18 protein-coding genes and 1 riboswitch are annotated in these 17,462 nt (G+C 59.9%); of the genes, 8 read left to right on the top strand and 10 right to left on the bottom strand.

Annotated features, from left to right (window positions below):
• Positions 1-230: 230 nt before the first annotated feature.
• The 7 genes from thiH to ACOI6Z_RS26290 form a co-directional block, all read right to left on the bottom strand.
• The gene (gene thiH, locus ACOI6Z_RS26320) at positions 231-1,364 is read right to left on the bottom strand and encodes a 2-iminoacetate synthase ThiH (protein WP_023291594.1); all 1,134 of its coding nucleotides are present in this window, start codon (positions 1,362-1,364) and stop codon (positions 231-233) included.
• Positions 1,361-2,131: a thiazole synthase gene (gene thiG, locus ACOI6Z_RS26315; RefSeq protein WP_004206751.1), complete on the bottom strand. Its 771-nt coding sequence runs from the start codon at positions 2,129-2,131 to the stop codon at positions 1,361-1,363. Before thiG ends, thiH begins: the two co-directional genes overlap by 4 nt.
• A gap of 1 nt (position 2,132) precedes the next feature.
• Positions 2,133-2,333, bottom strand: coding sequence for a sulfur carrier protein ThiS (gene thiS, locus ACOI6Z_RS26310; RefSeq protein WP_017901114.1), 201 nt, complete (start codon positions 2,331-2,333; stop codon positions 2,133-2,135).
• On the bottom strand, positions 2,317-3,072 hold the full coding sequence (gene thiF, locus ACOI6Z_RS26305; RefSeq protein ID WP_050533980.1) for a thiazole biosynthesis adenylyltransferase ThiF: 756 nt from the start codon (positions 3,070-3,072) through the stop codon (positions 2,317-2,319). Before thiF ends, thiS begins: the two co-directional genes overlap by 17 nt.
• Positions 3,065-3,700, bottom strand: a complete 636-nt coding sequence (gene thiE, locus ACOI6Z_RS26300) for a thiamine phosphate synthase (protein WP_023291596.1) — start codon at positions 3,698-3,700, stop codon at positions 3,065-3,067. The genes thiF and thiE overlap by 8 nt, the downstream gene beginning before the upstream one ends.
• Complete coding sequence (gene thiC / locus ACOI6Z_RS26295; RefSeq protein ID WP_023291597.1) at positions 3,700-5,595, bottom strand: phosphomethylpyrimidine synthase ThiC; 1,896 nt, start codon at positions 5,593-5,595, stop codon at positions 3,700-3,702. The genes thiE and thiC overlap by 1 nt, the downstream gene beginning before the upstream one ends.
• 84 nt (positions 5,596-5,679) lie before the next feature.
• Positions 5,680-5,804: riboswitch (TPP riboswitch) on the bottom strand.
• Positions 5,805-5,857: 53 nt separating this feature from the next.
• A complete protein-coding gene (locus ACOI6Z_RS26290) occupies positions 5,858-6,355 on the bottom strand; it encodes an Rsd/AlgQ family anti-sigma factor (RefSeq protein ID WP_023291598.1) in 498 nt (165 codons plus the stop codon).
• A gap of 94 nt (positions 6,356-6,449) precedes the next feature.
• On the opposite strand from ACOI6Z_RS26290, the gene nudC reads away from it, so the two are divergent.
• The 6 genes from nudC (at position 6,450) to ACOI6Z_RS26260 (ending at position 10,812) form a co-directional block, all read left to right on the top strand.
• On the top strand, positions 6,450-7,223 hold the full coding sequence (nudC, locus tag ACOI6Z_RS26285) for an NAD(+) diphosphatase (RefSeq protein WP_065813243.1): 774 nt from the start codon (positions 6,450-6,452) through the stop codon (positions 7,221-7,223).
• 40 nt (positions 7,224-7,263) lie between these two features.
• Complete coding sequence (hemE, locus tag ACOI6Z_RS26280; RefSeq protein ID WP_044524905.1) at positions 7,264-8,328, top strand: uroporphyrinogen decarboxylase; 1,065 nt, start codon at positions 7,264-7,266, stop codon at positions 8,326-8,328.
• Positions 8,329-8,340: 12 nt separating this feature from the next.
• Positions 8,341-9,012: a deoxyribonuclease V gene (nfi, locus tag ACOI6Z_RS26275; RefSeq protein ID WP_004206743.1), complete on the top strand. Its 672-nt coding sequence runs from the start codon at positions 8,341-8,343 to the stop codon at positions 9,010-9,012.
• 42 nt (positions 9,013-9,054) lie between these two features.
• Positions 9,055-9,645, top strand: a complete 591-nt coding sequence (locus ACOI6Z_RS26270) for a YjaG family protein (RefSeq protein ID WP_004206742.1) — start codon at positions 9,055-9,057, stop codon at positions 9,643-9,645.
• Positions 9,646-9,831: 186 nt separating this feature from the next.
• Positions 9,832-10,104, top strand: coding sequence for a nucleoid-associated protein HU-alpha (gene hupA / locus ACOI6Z_RS26265; RefSeq protein ID WP_002884342.1), 273 nt, complete (start codon positions 9,832-9,834; stop codon positions 10,102-10,104).
• A 12-nt stretch (positions 10,105-10,116) separates the two neighbouring features.
• On the top strand, positions 10,117-10,812 hold the full coding sequence (locus ACOI6Z_RS26260; RefSeq protein WP_023319466.1) for a DUF1481 domain-containing protein: 696 nt from the start codon (positions 10,117-10,119) through the stop codon (positions 10,810-10,812).
• A gap of 3 nt (positions 10,813-10,815) precedes the next feature.
• Here ACOI6Z_RS26260 and zraP read toward each other — a convergent pair whose 3' ends face one another.
• Complete coding sequence (gene zraP, locus ACOI6Z_RS26255; RefSeq protein WP_017901120.1) at positions 10,816-11,253, bottom strand: zinc resistance sensor/chaperone ZraP; 438 nt, start codon at positions 11,251-11,253, stop codon at positions 10,816-10,818.
• Positions 11,254-11,512: 259 nt separating this feature from the next.
• Between zraP and zraS the strand changes: the two genes are divergently transcribed.
• Together zraS and zraR are read left to right on the top strand one after the other, a co-directional pair.
• Positions 11,513-12,907 carry a two-component system sensor histidine kinase ZraS gene (gene zraS / locus ACOI6Z_RS26250; RefSeq protein ID WP_044524906.1) on the top strand — a complete coding sequence of 465 codons (1,395 nt, stop codon included), beginning with the start codon at positions 11,513-11,515 and terminating at the stop codon, positions 12,905-12,907.
• Positions 12,894-14,225 (top strand): sigma-54-dependent response regulator transcription factor ZraR, encoded by a 1,332-nt coding sequence (gene zraR / locus ACOI6Z_RS26245; RefSeq protein WP_023291605.1) that lies wholly within the window; start codon positions 12,894-12,896, stop codon positions 14,223-14,225. Before zraS ends, zraR begins: the two co-directional genes overlap by 14 nt.
• On the opposite strand, the gene purD is transcribed toward zraR, so the two are convergent.
• Both purD and purH read right to left on the bottom strand, forming a co-directional pair.
• Positions 14,215-15,510, bottom strand: coding sequence for a phosphoribosylamine--glycine ligase (gene purD / locus ACOI6Z_RS26240; protein WP_044524908.1), 1,296 nt, complete (start codon positions 15,508-15,510; stop codon positions 14,215-14,217). The two genes, zraR and purD, sit on opposite strands and share 11 nt — an antisense overlap.
• Positions 15,511-15,525: 15 nt before the next feature.
• Positions 15,526-17,115 carry a bifunctional phosphoribosylaminoimidazolecarboxamide formyltransferase/IMP cyclohydrolase gene (gene purH, locus ACOI6Z_RS26235; protein WP_023291607.1) on the bottom strand — a complete coding sequence of 530 codons (1,590 nt, stop codon included), beginning with the start codon at positions 17,113-17,115 and terminating at the stop codon, positions 15,526-15,528.
• Positions 17,116-17,462 lie beyond the last annotated feature (347 nt).

Genomic DNA, 17,462 nt, shown 5'->3' with positions numbered 1-17,462 from the left:
TGCTCAATTATAACTCTGAGGCCTTCATGTATCGTGATTTATATTCGGCGACAATGTACAGGCCCTCGATCAGCGCGGAGAGGCAGGGCGAAAATGAGGAAGAAAAGGTTCGCCCTGGTCAGCGTCCGCTGCTGACCCGGGCAGAATAGAAAAAGGGCGCCTGGCGGGCCAGCCTCCGTTTTTCATCTCTCGTGCAGGCGCGCAAAAATATCAGGCGCTTACACTGTACATCATGAGGTTTGCGAGGCGCGTCCCAGCCAGCTGTCCCAGTCTTTCCACACCGGCTGCAGGCCGCGGGCAGCCAGCGCGCTGGCGACTTCTTCAGGCCGACGGTCATCGTGCGGCGCGAACTGCTCAAGCTCCGGATGGTCGTCGGCGTAACCCCCGGGCTGGGTTTTGGAGAAGGCGCTGACGTTATTGATCGCCAGCGGGATCACCCGGTCGCGGAACCAGGGAGATTCGCGGGTGGATAGCGACAGCTCAACCTCCGGCGCCAGCAGGCGGAAGGCGCAGATGGTCTGCACCAGCTGACGCTCATCCATTAGCGAGGCCGGTTCAATGCCGCCGGCGCAGGGACGCAGACGCGGGAAGGAGACCGAATAGCGGCTGCGCCAGTAGCGTTGCTGCAGCCACAGCAGGTGCTCAGCGACCATAAAGCAGTCCACCCGCCAGCTGTCGGAAAGGCCGATCAGCGCGCCAAGGCCGATCTTATCGATCCCCGCCTCGCCCAGGCGATCCGGCGTATCCAGCCGCCAGAAGAAATCCTGCTTTTTCCCTTTCAGGTGATGCTGGGCGTACATGCTTTCGTGATAGGTCTCCTGATAGACCATCACCCCGTCGAGCCCCAGGGTTTTCAGCTCGGCATACTCGTCGGTCGCCAGCGGCTGCACCTCCATATGCAGCGAGGCAAACTGGCTGCGGATTGCCGGCAGGTGCTGGCGGAAATAATCCATTCCCACCTTGCCCTGATGCTCACCGGTCACCAGCAGCAGATGCTCAAAACCCAGGTCGCGGATCGCGGCGCACTCGCGGGCAATCTCGGCAGCATCCAGCGTCTTGCGCTTAATGCGGTTGCTCATCGAGAAGCCGCAGTAGGTGCAGTCGTTGGCGCACAGGTTGGAGAGATACAGCGGCACGTAGAAGCTGACGGTATTGCCGAAGCGCTGACGGGTAAGCCGCTGCGCGCGCTGGGCCAGAGGTTCAAGATACCCGGCCGCCGCCGGCGAAAGCAGGGCCATCATGTCGTCGCGGGTCAGCTGTTTGGCCGCCAGCGCCCGTTCGACATCGGCGGCGGTTTTACCGTTGATGCGCAGGCGGATGTCGTCCCACTCCAGCTGCCGCCAGCGATCGCTGAAGGTTTTCATGCCAGCGCCTCCAGGAATCCGGTGAGCGGGCTGGTGGCCTGCGCCTGCGCGCTGCGCGCCCCCGGTCCGGCCTGACGGGCCAGCAAGCCGGCCTCGACCGCCATACGGAAAGCGTGGGCCATGGCCACGGGATCGTCGGCGACGGCAATAGCGGTATTGACCAGCACCGCGTCCGCGCCCATTTCCAGCGCCTGCGCCGCATGGCTTGGGACGCCGATGCCGGCGTCGACCACCACCGGCACCGTCGCCTGCTCGATAATAATCTCCAGCATGGCTTTGGTTTCCAGCCCCTGATTGGAGCCGATCGGCGCGCCCAGAGGCATCACCGCCGCGCAGCCAGCCTCTTCCAGCCGTTTACACAGCACCGGGTCGGCGCCGCAGTAGGGCAGCACCACGAACCCTTCGCGGACCAGCAGCTCCGCCGCTTTCAGGGTTTCAATCGGGTCGGGCAGCAGCCAGCGGGCGTCCGGGTGGATCTCCAGTTTCAGCCAGTGGGTGCCCAAGGCTTCCCGCGCCAGGCGGGCGGCAAACACCGCCTCTTCCGCTGTCTTGGCGCCCGAGGTATTCGGCAGCAGGCTGACTCCCGCCGCCAGCAGCGGGGCGAGGATGGCGTCATTGTGCTGACGTAAATCGACGCGCTTCATCGCCAGGGTGACCAGCTGGCTGCCCGAGGCGCGAATCGCCTCAACCATCACCTCCGGGGCGGCGAATTTGCCGGTACCGGTGAAAAGATGGGATTCAAATGTTTTGTCTGCAATACGTAACATGTCAGCCTCCAGCGATAACCTGAAAAAGCAGGACTCGATCGCCTTCCTGCAAGAGATGATCTTCCCACCGGTCGCGCGGCAGAATGTGTTGATTGAGCGCCAGCGCGACGCCCGGCTGCAGCTGTTCGAGCTGGGTCAGCAGGGCGCTGACGCTGAGATGGTCGGCGCACGCCAGCGGCTCGTCGTTAAACCAGATCTGCATGCCGCCCTCCGCAAATCGGGCAGTCCCGGGAACGCTGTAGCGCCAGGTTACGCCAGTTGCTGGTGCGGGCGTCGAACAGCCGCAGAGTGTTGCGCGGCGTCGTCATGCCGCTGAGCAGCTTAATGGCCTCCAGCGCCTGCAGCGTGCCCATCATGCCGACCACCGGACCGACGATCCCCGCGGTGCGGCAGTTGCGCTGCGGTTCGTCGCTATCCGGCCACAGGCAGCGATAGCAACCCTGCGTCCAGGGGGGGGTGAGCACCATCAGCTGACCGCCGAAGCCGACGGCGCTGGCGGTCACTAACGGGATGTCGAGGGCCACGCAGGCGGCATTGATCGCCTGGCGGGTGACCATGTTATCGGTACAGTCCAGCACCACGTCCGCTTTCGCCACCTCGGCGCGCAGCGCCTCGCCGCTTAATCGCTGCTGGAGCGCAACCAGTTTGATCTGCGGATTTAGCTGGCTGAGCCGCGTCTTTGCCGCCGCGGCTTTTGGCCGATCGATATCCGCGCTGGTGAACAGGATCTGCCGCTGCAGATTGCTGAGATGCACGGCGTCGTCATCGGCCAGGGTCAGCGTCCCGACGCCAGCCCCAGCCAGATAGAGCGCCGCCGGGGAGCCCAGCCCGCCAAGGCCGATAATCAGCACCCGGCTGGCTAACAGCTTCTGCTGCCCCTCGATGGCGATATCCTCCAGCAGCAGCTGACGGCTATAGCGCATAAAGTCGTGATCATTCATCGCCCGCTCCCGCCAGCGCCAGCAGCTGGTCGGTCGCTGCCCGCCAGTCCGCCGCCTGGGTGATGGCGCTGACCACTGCGATGCTGCCGACGCCGGTCGCCAGCACCGCCGGGGCCTTTTCAAGGCTAATTCCGCCGATCGCCACGGTGGGGTAATCCGCCAGGCGTTGGATATGTCTGGCAAGCTGATCGAGCCCCTGCGGCGCGGAGGGCATCTGTTTGGTTTGCGTCGGGAAGACGTGACCCAGGGCGATGTAAGAGGGGCGCGCCGCCAGGGCGACATCAATCTCCATATCGTCATGGGTGGAGACGCCCAGACGTAGCCCGGCTTGGCGGATGGCGCTCAGATCGGTGGTTTCCAGATCTTCTTGTCCGAGATGCACGCCGTAGGCCTGGTGCTTGATCGCCAGTCGCCAGTAATCGTTAATGAACAGCCGGGCGTGATAGCGGCGGCCAAGGGCGATGGCGGCGATGACGTCATCCTCCACCTCGCTGTCGCGTCGGTCTTTGATGCGCAGCTGAATAGTACGCACGCCGGCTTCGAGCAGGCGCTCAATCCACGCCACGCTGTCCACTACCGGGTAGAGTCCGAGACGAAACGGGACGGGTGGAAAATCAGGCTGATACATCAGACTTCCTCCTGTTTCAGGTAGATTTCGCCGCCGCGGGCGCGGAAGTGATGCGACATATCGGCCATGCCGGCGTCGATGGCCTGTCTGGCGGCGTAGTCGCGGACTTCCTGAGTGATCTTCATTGAGCAGAATTTCGGACCGCACATGGAGCAGAAGTGGGCAACTTTGCCGGATTCCTGCGGCAGGGTTTCATCGTGATAGGCCCGGGCGGTAAACGGATCCAGCGCGAGGTTAAACTGGTCTTCCCAGCGGAATTCAAAGCGCGCCTTCGACATGGCGTTATCGCGGATCTGCGCCCCGGGGTGACCTTTCGCCAGGTCGGCGGCGTGGGCGGCGATTTTGTAGGTAATCAACCCCTGCTTCACATCCTCTTTGTTGGGCAGGCCGAGATGCTCTTTTGGCGTGACATAGCACAGCATGGCGCAGCCGAACCAGCCGATCATCGCCGCGCCGATGCCGGAGGTGAAATGGTCGTAGCCCGGCGCAATGTCGGTGGTGAGCGGCCCGAGGGTGTAGAACGGCGCTTCGTGGCAGTGCTCCAGCTCTTCGGTCATATTGCGGCGGATCATCTGCATCGGCACGTGGCCGGGGCCCTCGATCATCACCTGCACGTCATACTCCCAGGCGATTTTCGTCAGCTCGCCGAGGGTGCGCAGCTCGGAGAACTGCGCTTCGTCGTTGGCATCCTGAATGGAGCCGGGGCGCAGGCCATCGCCCAGCGACAGCGACACGTCATAGGCGGCGCAGATTTCGCAGATTTCGCGGAAATGCTGGTAGAGAAAGTTTTCCTGATGGTGCGACAGGCACCATTTGGCCATGATTGAGCCGCCGCGCGAAACGATGCCGGTCAGACGCTTCGCGGTCATCGGGACGTAGCGCAGCAGTACGCCGGCGTGAATGGTGAAGTAGTCGACCCCCTGTTCGGCCTGTTCCAGCAGGGTATCGCGGAAGGCTTCCCAGGTGAGGTTCTCGGCGATGCCGTTGACTTTCTCCAGCGCCTGGTAAATCGGTACGGTGCCGATCGGTACCGGGCTGTTACGCAGGATCCACTCGCGGGTTTCGTGGATATAGCGGCCGGTGGAGAGATCCATCACCGTATCGGCGCCCCAGCGGGTGGACCAGACCAGCTTCTCGACCTCTTCTTCGATGGAGGAGGTCACCGCCGAGTTGCCGATATTAGCATTCACTTTTACCAGGAAGTTGCGGCCGATAATCATCGGCTCAGACTCCGGGTGGTTGATATTGGCCGGGATGATGGCGCGCCCGGCGGCCACTTCATCACGGACGAACTCAGGGGTAATGTTTTCCGGCAGGCGGGCGCCGAAGCCTTCGCCGGCATGCTGCTGGCGCAGAACTTCGCTGCGAATACGTTCGCGGCCCATGTTTTCGCGAATGGCGATGAACTCCATCTCCGGGGTGACGATCCCCTGGCGGGCGTAGTGCAGTTGGGTAACACATTTGCCGGCAACGGCGCGTTTTGGCTTCAGCTGGCTATTGAAGCGCAGCTCATCAAGGCCGTCATCGGCCAGCCGCGCTTTGGTATAGGCCGAGCTGCGTTCGCTGAGCGGGGCGCAGTCATTGCGCGCGTCGATCCACGGCTGGCGCAGCCTGGCAAGCCCCTGGCGGACATTAATGCCAATATCCGGGTCGCCATAAGGTCCGGAGGTGTCATACACCGGGATCGGTTCGTTGGCTTCGTACTGTGGGTTATCGTTATCGCCGCCGACGAGGGTTGGGCTGAGCTGGATTTCACGCATTGGGACGCGGATATCCGCTTGTGAACCTTGAATGTAGATACGGCGCGAATTAGGGAAAGCAGCGCCTTCCAGCGTATCGATAAATCGCTGCGCGTGCTCGCGTAGCTCACGACGGGTCAGTTTGGTAGTAGACATAGCGCATTCCAGATGAAAAGGACATGGCTTGTCAGACGACGGATGGAGTAACAGATGCGATCGGCCCTGACGGACTGACGCGAACAGCAGTTTACTCTTGTTCCCTTCGCAGGTATTAGCCTGATCAGGTTCCGCGGATCCCGAATTAACGGTCTCAGCCTTTTCCACGTTAGCCTTCACATGGAAAATAAGCACTCCGACAAGATGACATCCCCTCCGGAGAGGGGGAATGAAGGTAAACTACTCGTTAATTGCACACAACTCAAGCGGTCGGGGCAATATTATCGCGCACCTCATCGTTCAGATGATGGGCGACGGCGAGGGCGATCAGTTTATCTTCCAGGGCGAAACGCGCTTCCAGCGACTCGCCGATATCCGACAGCGCCTGCTGAAATTCAAGGTAGTTATCATGATCAATGGCGTTTTCGAGGCAGGTATCGTAGTAGTCCATCATCTGCTGGGTATTGGCTTCCAGCTGCGGGTAAAGCCGGGTGGCGGCTAAAAGTGGGGTATCGCCTTCCATTTCGCCAATAATGCGTTCATAAATACTAAAATGACCGGACGAGAGGTAATCCACCAGACTTTGGCAAAAGTCATCCAGCGCCTTTTCGTTTAGCCGCATAAACGACTCTTTGCCCGGTTTCAGGCCAACCAGATTGTAGTAAGCCACGAGCAGATGCTTACGCACTTGTAGCCAGCGATCGACCAGTTCATTACTACCGCCAACGCGCTCCGTCAGATTTTCCAGCTGGTTTAGCATGATTGACTCCGCTAGTTTTGATTTAAATCTGCTCACCAAAAATGTAAATATAATGTTAACAACATGCCAGTGAAGCAAAGGTAGTGCAATAGATATGGATCGTATTATTGAAAAATTAGATCGCGGCTGGTGGGTTGTCAGTCACGAACAAAAATTATGGTTGCCTGGTGGAGAATTACCACATGGCGAAGCGGTTAATTTCGATCTTGTCGGCCAGCATGCGCTGCATATCGGCGAATGGCAGGGCGATCCGGTGTGGATGGTGCGCCAGGATCGCCGCCATGACATGGGATCGTTACGCCAGGTGCTGGATCAGGATCCGGGACTCTTTCAGCTGGCGGGACGGGGGATCCAGCTCGCCGAATTTTATCGATCGCATAAATTTTGCGGCTACTGCGGTCACCCGATGCATGCCAGTAAAAGCGAATGGGCGATGCTGTGCAGCCACTGCCGTGAACGTTACTACCCGCAAATTGCCCCGTGCATTATCGTCGCTATCCGTCGCGACGATGCGATCCTGCTGGCGCAACATACCCGACATCGCAATGGGATACACACCGTGCTGGCCGGGTTCGTCGAGATCGGCGAAACCCTCGAGCAGGCCGTTGCCCGTGAGGTGATGGAGGAGAGCGGTATTCGGGTGAAAAATCTGCGCTACGTGACTTCTCAACCGTGGCCGTTCCCGCAGTCGCTGATGACTGCCTTTATGGCGGATTACGCGGAGGGCGATATCGTGGTGGATAAAAAAGAGTTACTCAGCGCGGACTGGTACCGCTATGACGATCTGCCGCTTCTGCCGCCGCCGGGGACGGTGGCGCGCCGGCTTATCGAAGATACCGTCGCGATGTGTCGGGCAGAGTTCGAGTGACATGTTACACTGGGCGTATCAACGCTAAAGGAATGTAAAAATGACCGAACTGAAGAACGATCGTTACCTGCGCGCGCTGCTGCGTCAGCCGGTTGATGTCACCCCGGTGTGGATGATGCGCCAGGCGGGCCGCTATTTACCGGAGTACAAAGCCACCCGTGCGCAAGCGGGCGACTTTATGTCGCTGTGTAAAAATGCCGAGCTGGCCTGCGAAGTGACGCTCCAGCCGCTGCGTCGTTACCCGCTGGACGCGGCGATCCTCTTTTCGGACATCCTGACCATCCCGGACGCCATGGGGCTGGGGCTGTACTTTGAGGCAGGCGAAGGCCCGCGCTTCACCTCGCCGGTGAAAAGCAAAGCCGACGTCGACAAGCTGCCAGTCCCGGATCCCGAGCAGGAACTGGGCTACGTGATGAATGCCGTGCGCACCATTCGCCGCGAACTGAAAGGCGAAGTGCCGCTGATCGGTTTTTCCGGTAGCCCATGGACGCTGGCGACCTACATGGTGGAAGGCGGCAGCAGCAAGGCTTTCACTGTCATCAAAAAGATGATGTACGCCGACCCGCAGGCGCTGCACGCGCTGCTGGATAAGCTGGCGAAGAGCGTCACCCTGTATCTCAACGCGCAGATCAAAGCCGGCGCGCAGTCGGTAATGATTTTTGACACCTGGGGCGGGGTGCTGACCGGCCGCGACTACCAGCAGTTCTCCCTCTACTACATGCATAAAATCGTCGATGGCCTGCTGCGGGAAAACGAAGGCCGCCGCGTGCCGGTGACGCTGTTCACCAAAGGCGGCGGTCAGTGGCTGGAAGCGATGGCGGAGACCGGCTGTGACGCGCTGGGTCTCGACTGGACCACCGATATTGCCGATGCCCGTCGTCGCGTGGGCGACAAAGTCGCGCTGCAGGGCAACATGGATCCGTCCATGCTCTATGCGCCCCCCGCGCGTATTGAAGAAGAAGTCGCGACCATCCTCGCCGGCTTTGGTCAGGGAGAAGGCCACGTCTTTAACCTCGGCCACGGCATCCATCAGGACGTTGACCCTGAGCATGCGGGCGTCTTTGTTGAAGCGGTGCATCGTCTTTCCGCACCCTATCACCAGTAGGAGATCAGCCATATGGATTTAGCCGCACTCCGTATCCAGCAGCAACAGTTAGCCGCGTCGGTAGAGCGCGCGGATCGACTGGATCGTGACCCACCGACGTTGATCGGCGGCGCGGATGTCGGGTTTGAGCAGGAAGGGGAGATCACCCGGGCTGCGATGGTGCTGCTGACCTGGCCTGAACTGGAGCTGGTGGAGTATCAGGTGGCGCGCGTCGCCACTTCCATGCCCTATATTCCCGGCTTTCTCTCGTTTCGCGAAACCCCTGCGCTGCTGGCGGCGTGGGAGCAGCTTTCGCAAAAACCGGACCTGTTGTTTGTTGACGGCCACGGTATCTCCCATCCCCGGCGGCTCGGCGTCGCCAGCCATTTTGGCCTGATGATCGACGTGCCGACCATCGGGGTGGCGAAAAAACGGCTGTGCGGCAAAATCGGCGACCTGGGTGATGAGCCCGGTGCGCTGGCCCCGCTGATGGATAAAAATGAGCAACTGGCTTGGGTCTGGCGCAGCAAAGTGCGCTGCAACCCGCTGTTTATTAGCACCGGCCACCGGGTAGGCATGGACAGCGCTTTAATGTGGGTCGAACGCTGCATGCGAGGCTATCGTCTGCCCGAACCGACGCGCTGGGCCGATGCGGTGGCTTCCCGCCGTCCGTCGTTTGTGCGTTGGCAAGCAAATCACAGCTGATTCAGGTACACTGCGCCTAATTTCTGACTTCGAGAATTCATCATGTTACAAAACCCGATTCACCTGCGCCTGGAGAAGCTGGAAAGCTGGCAGCATGTCACTTTTATGGCCTGCCTGTGCGAGCGTATGTACCCCAACTACGCGATGTTCTGCAAGCAAACCGAGTTTGGCGACGGCCAGCTGTACCGTCGTATCCTGGATCTGATCTGGGAAACGCTGACGGTCAAAGATGCGAAGGTGAATTTCGATAGTCAGCTGGAGAAACTGGAAGAGGCGATCCCGGCGGCAGATGATTTCGACCTGTACGGTGTTTATCCGGCCATAGACGCCTGCGTGGCGTTGAGCGAACTGATCCATTCACGTCTGAGCGGCGAAACGCTCGAGCACGCGATCGAGGTGAGCAAAACCTCTATCACCACCGTGGCGATGCTGGAAATGACCCAGGAAGGTCGCGAAATGACCGACGAAGAGCTGAAAGCGAACCCGGCGGTAGAGCAGGAATGGGACATTCAGTGGGAAATTTTCCGCCTGCTGGCCGACTGCGAAGAGCGTGACCTTGAGCTGATAAAAGGCCTGCGCGCGGACCTGCGTGAGGCCGGCGAGAGCAATATTGGTATAAATTTTCAGCAGTGAGACCAGAAAACGTGATTTACCGCCTGAATTGTAGCGTCTGAAGGCTTCCATTCCGCCCCCCGTCTGGTCTACATTTGGAGGGCGAAAAAAAGTGGCTATCGGTGCGTGTATGCAGGAGGGTGCTTTTTTGGCATTTCCGTCGCACTCGATGCTTAGCAAGCGATAAACACATTGTAAGGATAACTTATGAACAAGACTCAACTGATTGATGTAATTGCGGACAAAGCTGACCTGTCCAAAGCACAGGCTAAAGCTGCCCTGGAATCTACCCTGGCTGCAATTACTGAGTCTCTGAAAGAAGGTGATGCTGTTCAACTGGTTGGTTTCGGTACCTTCAAAGTGAACCACCGCGCTGAGCGTACTGGCCGCAACCCGCAGACCGGTAAAGAGATCAAAATCGCTGCAGCTAACGTGCCGGCATTTGTTTCTGGCAAAGCACTGAAAGACGCAGTTAAGTAAGACCGCGTGGCAGTGAACAGTTTTATCGAAGGGGCTATTAAGCCCCTTTTGTCTGTCTGGCGCCGGCCTCTAGCGCTGGCGGGCATCCTGTTGCTGACTGCCTGCAGCCATAACGCGTCGCTACCACCATTTACCGCCAGCGGTTATGCGGACAACCAGGGGGCGATGCGTATCTGGCGTAAAGATTCTGGCGATGAAGTCCATCTTCTCGCCGCCTTCAGCCCGTGGCGTCACGGGGACACCTCGACCAGCGAATATCGCTGGCAGGGCGATCAGCTGACGCTGATTGAACTCAATGTCTACGGCAAGCCGCCGGAACATATTCGTGCCCGCTTCGACGCGCAGGGCGATCTGAGCTTTATGCAGCGGGAAGTTGACGGGCAGAAGCAGCAACTCTCCAGCGACCAGGTCGCGCTGTACCGTTATCGCGCCGAGCAGATCCGCCAGACCAGCGACGCCCTCCGCCAGGGACGGGTCGTCCTGCGTCAGGGGCGCTGGAACGCCGCCGCGCATACCGTGCTGACCTGTGAAGGGCAGACGGTCACGCCCGACCTCGATAGTCGGGCTCTGGCGCACATTGAACGTCGGCAGAGCCACGCTTCCGCCGCGGTGAGCATTGCCTGGCTGGAGGCGCCGGAAGGCTCTCAACTGCTGCTGGTGGCCAATGAAAACTTCTGCACCTGGCAGCCGACGGAAAAAAGCTTCTAACCTTTACCAGTGATTCATGCCCATATGACCGCCGCCGCTACCGCGACAGCCGCCATATCCCATTCCTGCGCCGCGGGGAACGCCAGCCTCAGCCAGGGCGAGATCTAATTTCACCCGCTGCTGATCCAGCTTCTGGCGTAAGCCTTCCATCTCCTGAGCGACGGCTTCAATCTTGCCGCTGTCCGGCTTTTGCGCCGTGAGCAACGCATTGTACTCATAGCGTTTGGACTGCAACTGCTGGCGCAGGGCGCTGGTTTGCTCATAGTAATCGTTATGCAGCTTTTGCGCGGTAGCCTGCTGCTCCTGGGTCAGCTGACTGTAGCCCTGGTTGCCGATCCCGTTATTGTTGCCCCAGTGGTGGTTGGCCCAGGCCGTGTTGCTGCCGAAGGTCAGCGCGGCTAAGGTAACGAGGGCGAGAGGTAAGGTACGGTTCCGTTTCATGGCATTTTCTCCTGTGTGGTTTCTCTCGGTATTGCATCTTTCATGCCAGCCTGAAAAAGCCCGTCCGTGCAGGCCTGCCGAGGCCGTTAAAGAGAAGAGCGAGTAAAAATGACCCGTTCCGCCCGGGACCGGCGAGTCATTTTTACTCGCTAAAGCGCAGGCGATATGTTTGAGAGCAGGTTTGGCCGCGCGGAAACATGGCATGATTTCTGCTGAAAGATCCTGCTGATAGCGAAAAGGAGATGACAAGGACTCGCCGATGAAGATCAAACCTTTTTCCCGGGACGCTGCCGCTGGCGCGCTGAGCTGGCTGCTGACCGGTACGGTAGTGCTGCTGGTGGTGCTGTTCTCCGCGATGATCGTCCGCGACTACGGTCGTGAGACGACCGCCGCCCGACAAACTATCGAGGAGAAGGGGAGCGTACTGATCCGCGCGCTGGAGTCCGGCACGCGCGTTGGCATGGGAATGCGGATGCACCACGCGCAGCTGCAGGCCCTGCTGGAAGAGATGGCCTGGCAGCCGGGCGTCCTGTGGTTCGCGGTGACTGATGACAATGGCGCCATCATCGCCCACAGCGATCCGCAGCAGGTGGGTCAAACGCTCTACAGCCCCGCGCAGATGCGTGCGCTGGCGGTTGGCGAACAGGCTCGCTGGCGGCGGCTTAGCGAGCCGCAGCCGGCCATGGAGATCTATCGCCAGTTTCGCCCGCTCAATCCGGCCCGCGGCCACCATAGGGGCATGATGAATCGCGGCAACAGCGCCCTGGCTCAAGCCAGCGTCCCGCAGGTGATTTTTATCGCCTTTGATAGCCGCGAGCTGGATGCCGCGCAGGCCCGCGGGCAGCGGAATATGGCCATCATGCTGGGCGCCGCCGCGTTGGTGACAGCGGCAACGATCCTTGCCCAGTTCTGGTTCCGCCGCTATCGCCGCTCACGGAAACAACTGCTGGAGGCGATGGCCCGCAAAGAGAAACTGCTGGCGCTTGGCCATCTGGCGGCGGGCGTGGCGCACGAGATCCGCAATCCGCTCTCGTCGATTAAAGGGCTGGCAAAATATTTTGCCGAGCGCACGCCGCCGGGCGGTGAGTCGCATCAGTTAGCGCAGGTGATGGCCAAAGAGGCCGACCGCCTCAATCGGGTGGTCAGTGAGCTGCTGGAGCTGGTCCGGCCCGCGCATTTAAATTACCAGCCGGTGGATATTAACGCGCTTATCCACCACTCATTGCAGTTGGTTAGCCAGGATGCGCAGAGTCGCGGGATCGCGCTGCAATTCACTCCGCGCCCGGAGCTCTCCACGATCAACGCCGATGCCGACCGCCTGAACCAGGTGCTGTTGAACCTGTACCTGAACGCGATGCAGGCGATTGGCCGTGACGGCGTCATTCGCGTATCGGCAAGCGAAGCTGACCGTCAGCGGATGAAAATCGTCGTCGCAGATAGCGGTAAAGGGATGACTGCCGAAGAGCTGCAGGCCATCTTCACCCCCTATTTCACCACCAAAGCGGACGGCACCGGGCTGGGGCTGGCGGTGGTGCAGAATATTATCGAACAACATGGCGGGACGATCCGCGCCGAAAGTCAGCCGGGGGCCGGAGCGATATTTACGCTTTGGCTACCGATTGATGCTCAACGGAGGGAAGATGAGCAGCGATAAGGTACAGATTCTGGTTGTCGATGATGACATCAGCCACTGCACGATCCTGCAGGCGCTGCTGCGCGGCTGGGGCTATCAGGTGGCATTAGCCCACAACGGCCTGCAGGCGCTGGAGCTGATCCATCAGCAGGTCTTCGACCTGGTGCTGTGCGATATTCGCATGGCGGAGATGGACGGTATCGCGACGTTAAAAGAGATTAAAGCCTATAACCCGGCGATCCCGGTGCTGATCATGACGGCGTTCTCCAGCGTCGATACGGCGGTGGAGGCCATCAAGTCCGGGGCGCTGGATTATCTGATTAAACCGCTGGATTTTGACACGTTACAGCAGACGTTAGTCCAGGCGCTGGCACACACCCGGCATAGCGAGGGCGAACACCCCGCCGCAGCGAGTTCGCGCTGGGGCATGATAGGCGACAGCCCGGCGATGCAGGCGCTTCTTAATAATATTACGCTGGTAGCCCCTTCGGATGCGACGGTGCTGATCTATGGGGAGTCGGGAACCGGTAAGGAACTGGTGGCGCGCGCCATCCACGCCTGCAGCGGGCGCGGTGATAAGCCGCTGGTGACGCTCAACTGCGCGGCGCTGAATGAGTCGCTACTGGAGTCGGAACTCTTCGGCCATGAAAAAGGGGCGTTTACCGGCGCGGATCGGCGACGTGAAGGGCGCTTTGTCGAAGCGGATGGCGGCACGCTGTTCCTCGATGAAATTGGCGATATCTCACCATTGATGCAGGTCCGGCTGCTGCGGGCGATTCAGGAACGGGAGGTGCAGCGGGTCGGCAGCAACCAGACGCTTGCCGTTGATGTGCGGCTGATCGCCGCCACCCACCGCAACCTCGCGGAAGAGGTAAGCGCCGGGCGTTTTCGCCAGGATCTCTATTACCGCCTGAACGTCGTGACTATTGAGATGCCGCCGCTGCGCCGGCGCCGGGAAGATATTCCGCCGCTGGCGCAGCACTTTCTCAAACGCTATGCCGAACGCAATCGTAAGGCGGTAAAGGGGTTCACTCCACAGGCGATGGACCTGCTGATCCACTACTCCTGGCCGGGCAACATTCGCGAGCTGGAAAACGCGGTGGAGCGGGCGGTGGTGCTACTGACCGGGGACTATATCTCCGGGCGGGAATTGCCGCTGGCGATCGCGGGTACGCCGCTGCCGTCAGGCGGGAGCGAGGAGGGGCTGATTCAGCCGCTAGTGGAAGTCGAAAAAGAGGTGATTCTGGCGGCGCTGGAAAAAACGGGCGGCAACAAAACCGAAGCCGCCCGTCAGTTAGGCATTACGCGGAAAACGCTGTTGGCGAAACTTAGCCGTTAGCCTTTTCGCGCTCAATGGCGCGCCAGCCGATATCGTTTCGGCTAAAGCTGCCATCCCAGCGAATATCGGTCAGCAGCTGATAGGCGCGCTGCTGCGCCTGCGCTACGGTATCGCCCAGGGCGGTGACGCACAGTACGCGCCCGCCGTTGGTGACCACGCGCTGGTCGTCAGACAGTTTCGTGCCGGCATGGAAGACTTTACCGTCTGCCGCTTCCTGCTGCGGCAGGCCATGGATCTCATCGCCCGTGTTGTAGTTGCCCGGATAGCCGCCGGCGGCAACCACTACCCCCAGCGATGCGCGGTCATCCCACTCGGAGGTTTTCTCATCCAGCTTGCCGGCGCAGGCGGCGAGGCACAGCGCTACCAGGTCAGATTTCAGGCGCAGCATGATCGGCTGGGTTTCCGGATCGCCAAAGCGGCAGTTGAACTCAATGACCTTTGGGTTGCCCTGCTTGTCGATCATCAGACCGGCATACAGGAAACCGGTATAGGTGTTGCCTTCCGCGGCCATGCCCTTCACGGTTGGCCAGATAATACGCTCCATGGTGCGCTGATGGACTTCATCAGTCACGACCGGCGCCGGAGAATAAGCGCCCATCCCACCGGTGTTCGGGCCGGTATCGCCGTTGCCGACGCGTTTGTGATCCTGGCTGGTGGCCATCGGCAGGACGTGCTCGCCGTCGACCATCACAATGAAGCTGGCCTCTTCGCCATCGAGGAACTCTTCAATGACGATGCGGTGTCCGGCGTCGCCAAAGGCGTTACCGGCCAGCATGTCTTTGACCGCCGCTTCGGCTTCCTCAAGGGTCATCGCCACGATAACGCCTTTACCCGCCGCCAGACCGTCGGCTTTGATGACGATCGGCGCGCCTTTCTCCCGCAGATAAGCCAGCGCAGGCTCGACCTCGGTGAAGTTCTGGTATTCCGCCGTCGGGATATGATGACGGGCGAGGAAATCTTTGGTGAAGGCTTTTGAGCCTTCCAGCTGCGCCGCGCCTTCGGTTGGCCCAAAGATGGCGAGCCCGGCGGCACGGAACGCGTCGACCACGCCAATGACCAGCGGCGCTTCCGGACCAACGATGGTCAGGTCGATATTTTCATCCTGAGCGAAGCGCAGCAGCGCCGGAATATCGGTGACGCCGATGGCGACGTTTTGCAGCGACGGCTCCAGCGCGGTACCTGCGTTGCCCGGCGCAACGTAGACGGTATCAACCAGCGGCGATTGGGCCGCTTTCCAGGCCAGGGCGTGTTCACGCCCGCCGTTGCCGATTACTAATACTTTCATCTGCAGCTCCATGAATTAATGGCGGAAGTGGCGCATATCGGTGAAGATCATGGCGATGCCGTGTTCGTCAGCGGCGGCAATCACTTCGTCGTCGCGGATAGAGCCGCCCGGCTGGATAACGCAGGTGATGCCGACCGCAGCCGCGGCGTCAATCCCGTCGCGGAACGGGAAGAAGGCATCGGAGGCCATGGCGGAGCCTTTCACTTCCAGACCTTCGTCACCGGCTTTAATCCCGGCAATTTTCGCCGAGTAGACGCGGCTCATCTGGCCGGCGCCTATGCCGATGGTCATATTGTCTTTGGCATACACGATGGCGTTGGATTTGACGAATTTCGCCACTTTCCAGCAGAACAGCGCATCGCGCAGCTCTTGCTCGCTCGGCTGACGTTTACTGACCACGCGCAGTTCGCCTGCGGTGACCATACCGAGATCGCGGTCCTGAACCAGCAGGCCGCCGTTGACACGTTTGAAATCGAGACCGGCAACGCGCGCTTCCCACTGACCGCAGGTCAGTACGCGGACGTTCTGCTTCGCGGCAGTGATTTTCAGCGCTTCTTCGCTGGCGGACGGGGCGATGATCACCTCGACAAACTGGCGAGAGATGATCGCCTGCGCGGTGTCGGCATCCAGCTCGCGGTTGAAGGCGATGATGCCGCCGAACGCGGAGGTCGGGTCGGTTTTGTATGCGCGATCGTAGGCGTCAAGGATCGAGTCGCTGACGGCAACGCCGCACGGGTTAGCGTGCTTAACGATCACGCAGGCCGGTTCGTTGAACTCTTTCACGCACTCCAGCGCCGCATCGGTATCGGCAATATTGTTATAGGAGAGCGCTTTACCCTGCAGCTGGGTAGCGGTTGCCACGGAAGCTTCTTTGACATTCTCTTCTATATAGAAGGCAGCCTGCTGGTGGCTGTTTTCGCCGTAGCGCATATCCTGCTTCTTAATGAAGTTCAGATTCAGGGTGCGTGGGAAGCGGCCAGCGGCTTCTTTGCTTTCGCCGTGATAGGCCGGAACCATGCTGCCGAAGTAGTTGGCGATCATGCTGTCGTACGCGGCGGTGTGTTCGAAGGCTTTAATGGCGAGGTCGAAGCGGGTGTCCAGCGTCAGGGAGCCTTCGTTGGCGTCCATTTCATTAATGATGGCGGTGTAGTCGCTGCTCTTCACCACGATGGCGACATCTTTGTGGTTCTTCGCCGCGGAGCGGACCATGGTTGGGCCGCCGATATCGATGTTTTCCACCGCGTCTTCCAGCGAGCAGCCTTCACGAGCGACGGTTTGGGCAAACGGATAGAGGTTAACGACCACCATATCGATAGGCGCGATACCGTGCTGCTGCATGATGCCATCATCCTGACCGCGACGACCGAGGATGCCGCCGTGTACTTTCGGATGCAGGGTCTTCACGCGTCCATCCATCATTTCCGGGAAACCGGTGTAGTCAGAGACTTCGGTTACCGGCAGGCCTTTATCTGCCAGCAGGCGGGCGGTGCCGCCGGTGGACAGCAGCTCGACACCACGAGCGGAAAGCGCCTGCGCGAATTCGACGATACCGGCCTTGTCAGAAACACTGAGCAGAGCGCGGCGGACTGGACGACGTTGTTGCATGGTATTAAATCCCCAGGATTTGAACATTACAGAGAGCGTTAGGTGAGTTTTTGCCTAAAAACTCACCTAACGCACCCAACCGGGCATCCGTGTCATTGCGCGGCATTGTAACGAAAACGTTTGCGCAACGCTCGCGAATTTTTATCTTTCTCTTTAGGCCGATGGTTCTCCTTCTATGTAGCTGCCGATCCGCGGGGCGTTCGGTCATGTTTTGACGCTCTCCTGTGGATAATTCTGTGTGTAAAGAGGTATAAAGCGGGGTTTTGCTGGGGAATGCAGCAGTCAGTCATTTTTCTGCCATTTTTCTATTGCGGGCGCTCGAGAACTCCCTATAATGCGCCTCCATC

This window comes from Klebsiella sp. C239, from assembly GCF_048822715.1.
Taxonomy (GTDB): Bacteria; Pseudomonadota; Gammaproteobacteria; order Enterobacterales; family Enterobacteriaceae; genus Klebsiella; species Klebsiella quasipneumoniae.
Note: the sequence above shows the minus strand (reverse complement) of the source record. Positions and strands in the feature narration are given on the sequence as shown.

Bases quoted from the DNA above. Each gene is read 5' to 3' on its own strand.
- thiH (WP_023291594.1), bottom strand. From the start codon at position 1,364: ATGAAAACCTTCAGCGATCGCTGGCGGCAGCTGGAGTGGGACGACATC.
- thiG (WP_004206751.1), bottom strand. From the start codon at position 2,131: ATGTTACGTATTGCAGACAAAACATTTGAATCCCATCTTTTCACCGGT.
- thiS (WP_017901114.1), bottom strand. From the start codon at position 2,333: ATGCAGATCTGGTTTAACGACGAGCCGCTGGCGTGCGCCGACCATCTC.
- thiF (WP_050533980.1), bottom strand. From the start codon at position 3,072: ATGAATGATCACGACTTTATGCGCTATAGCCGTCAGCTGCTGCTGGAG.
- thiE (WP_023291596.1), bottom strand. From the start codon at position 3,700: ATGTATCAGCCTGATTTTCCACCCGTCCCGTTTCGTCTCGGACTCTAC.
- thiC (WP_023291597.1), bottom strand. From the start codon at position 5,595: ATGTCTACTACCAAACTGACCCGTCGTGAGCTACGCGAGCACGCGCAG.
- ACOI6Z_RS26290 (WP_023291598.1), bottom strand. From the start codon at position 6,355: ATGCTAAACCAGCTGGAAAATCTGACGGAGCGCGTTGGCGGTAGTAAT.
- nudC (WP_065813243.1), top strand. From the start codon at position 6,450: ATGGATCGTATTATTGAAAAATTAGATCGCGGCTGGTGGGTTGTCAGT.
- hemE (WP_044524905.1), top strand. From the start codon at position 7,264: ATGACCGAACTGAAGAACGATCGTTACCTGCGCGCGCTGCTGCGTCAG.
- nfi (WP_004206743.1), top strand. From the start codon at position 8,341: ATGGATTTAGCCGCACTCCGTATCCAGCAGCAACAGTTAGCCGCGTCG.
- ACOI6Z_RS26270 (WP_004206742.1), top strand. From the start codon at position 9,055: ATGTTACAAAACCCGATTCACCTGCGCCTGGAGAAGCTGGAAAGCTGG.
- hupA (WP_002884342.1), top strand. From the start codon at position 9,832: ATGAACAAGACTCAACTGATTGATGTAATTGCGGACAAAGCTGACCTG.
- zraP (WP_017901120.1), bottom strand. From the start codon at position 11,253: ATGAAACGGAACCGTACCTTACCTCTCGCCCTCGTTACCTTAGCCGCG.
- zraS (WP_044524906.1), top strand. From the start codon at position 11,513: ATGAAGATCAAACCTTTTTCCCGGGACGCTGCCGCTGGCGCGCTGAGC.
- zraR (WP_023291605.1), top strand. From the start codon at position 12,894: ATGAGCAGCGATAAGGTACAGATTCTGGTTGTCGATGATGACATCAGC.
- purD (WP_044524908.1), bottom strand. From the start codon at position 15,510: ATGAAAGTATTAGTAATCGGCAACGGCGGGCGTGAACACGCCCTGGCC.
- purH (WP_023291607.1), bottom strand. From the start codon at position 17,115: ATGCAACAACGTCGTCCAGTCCGCCGCGCTCTGCTCAGTGTTTCTGAC.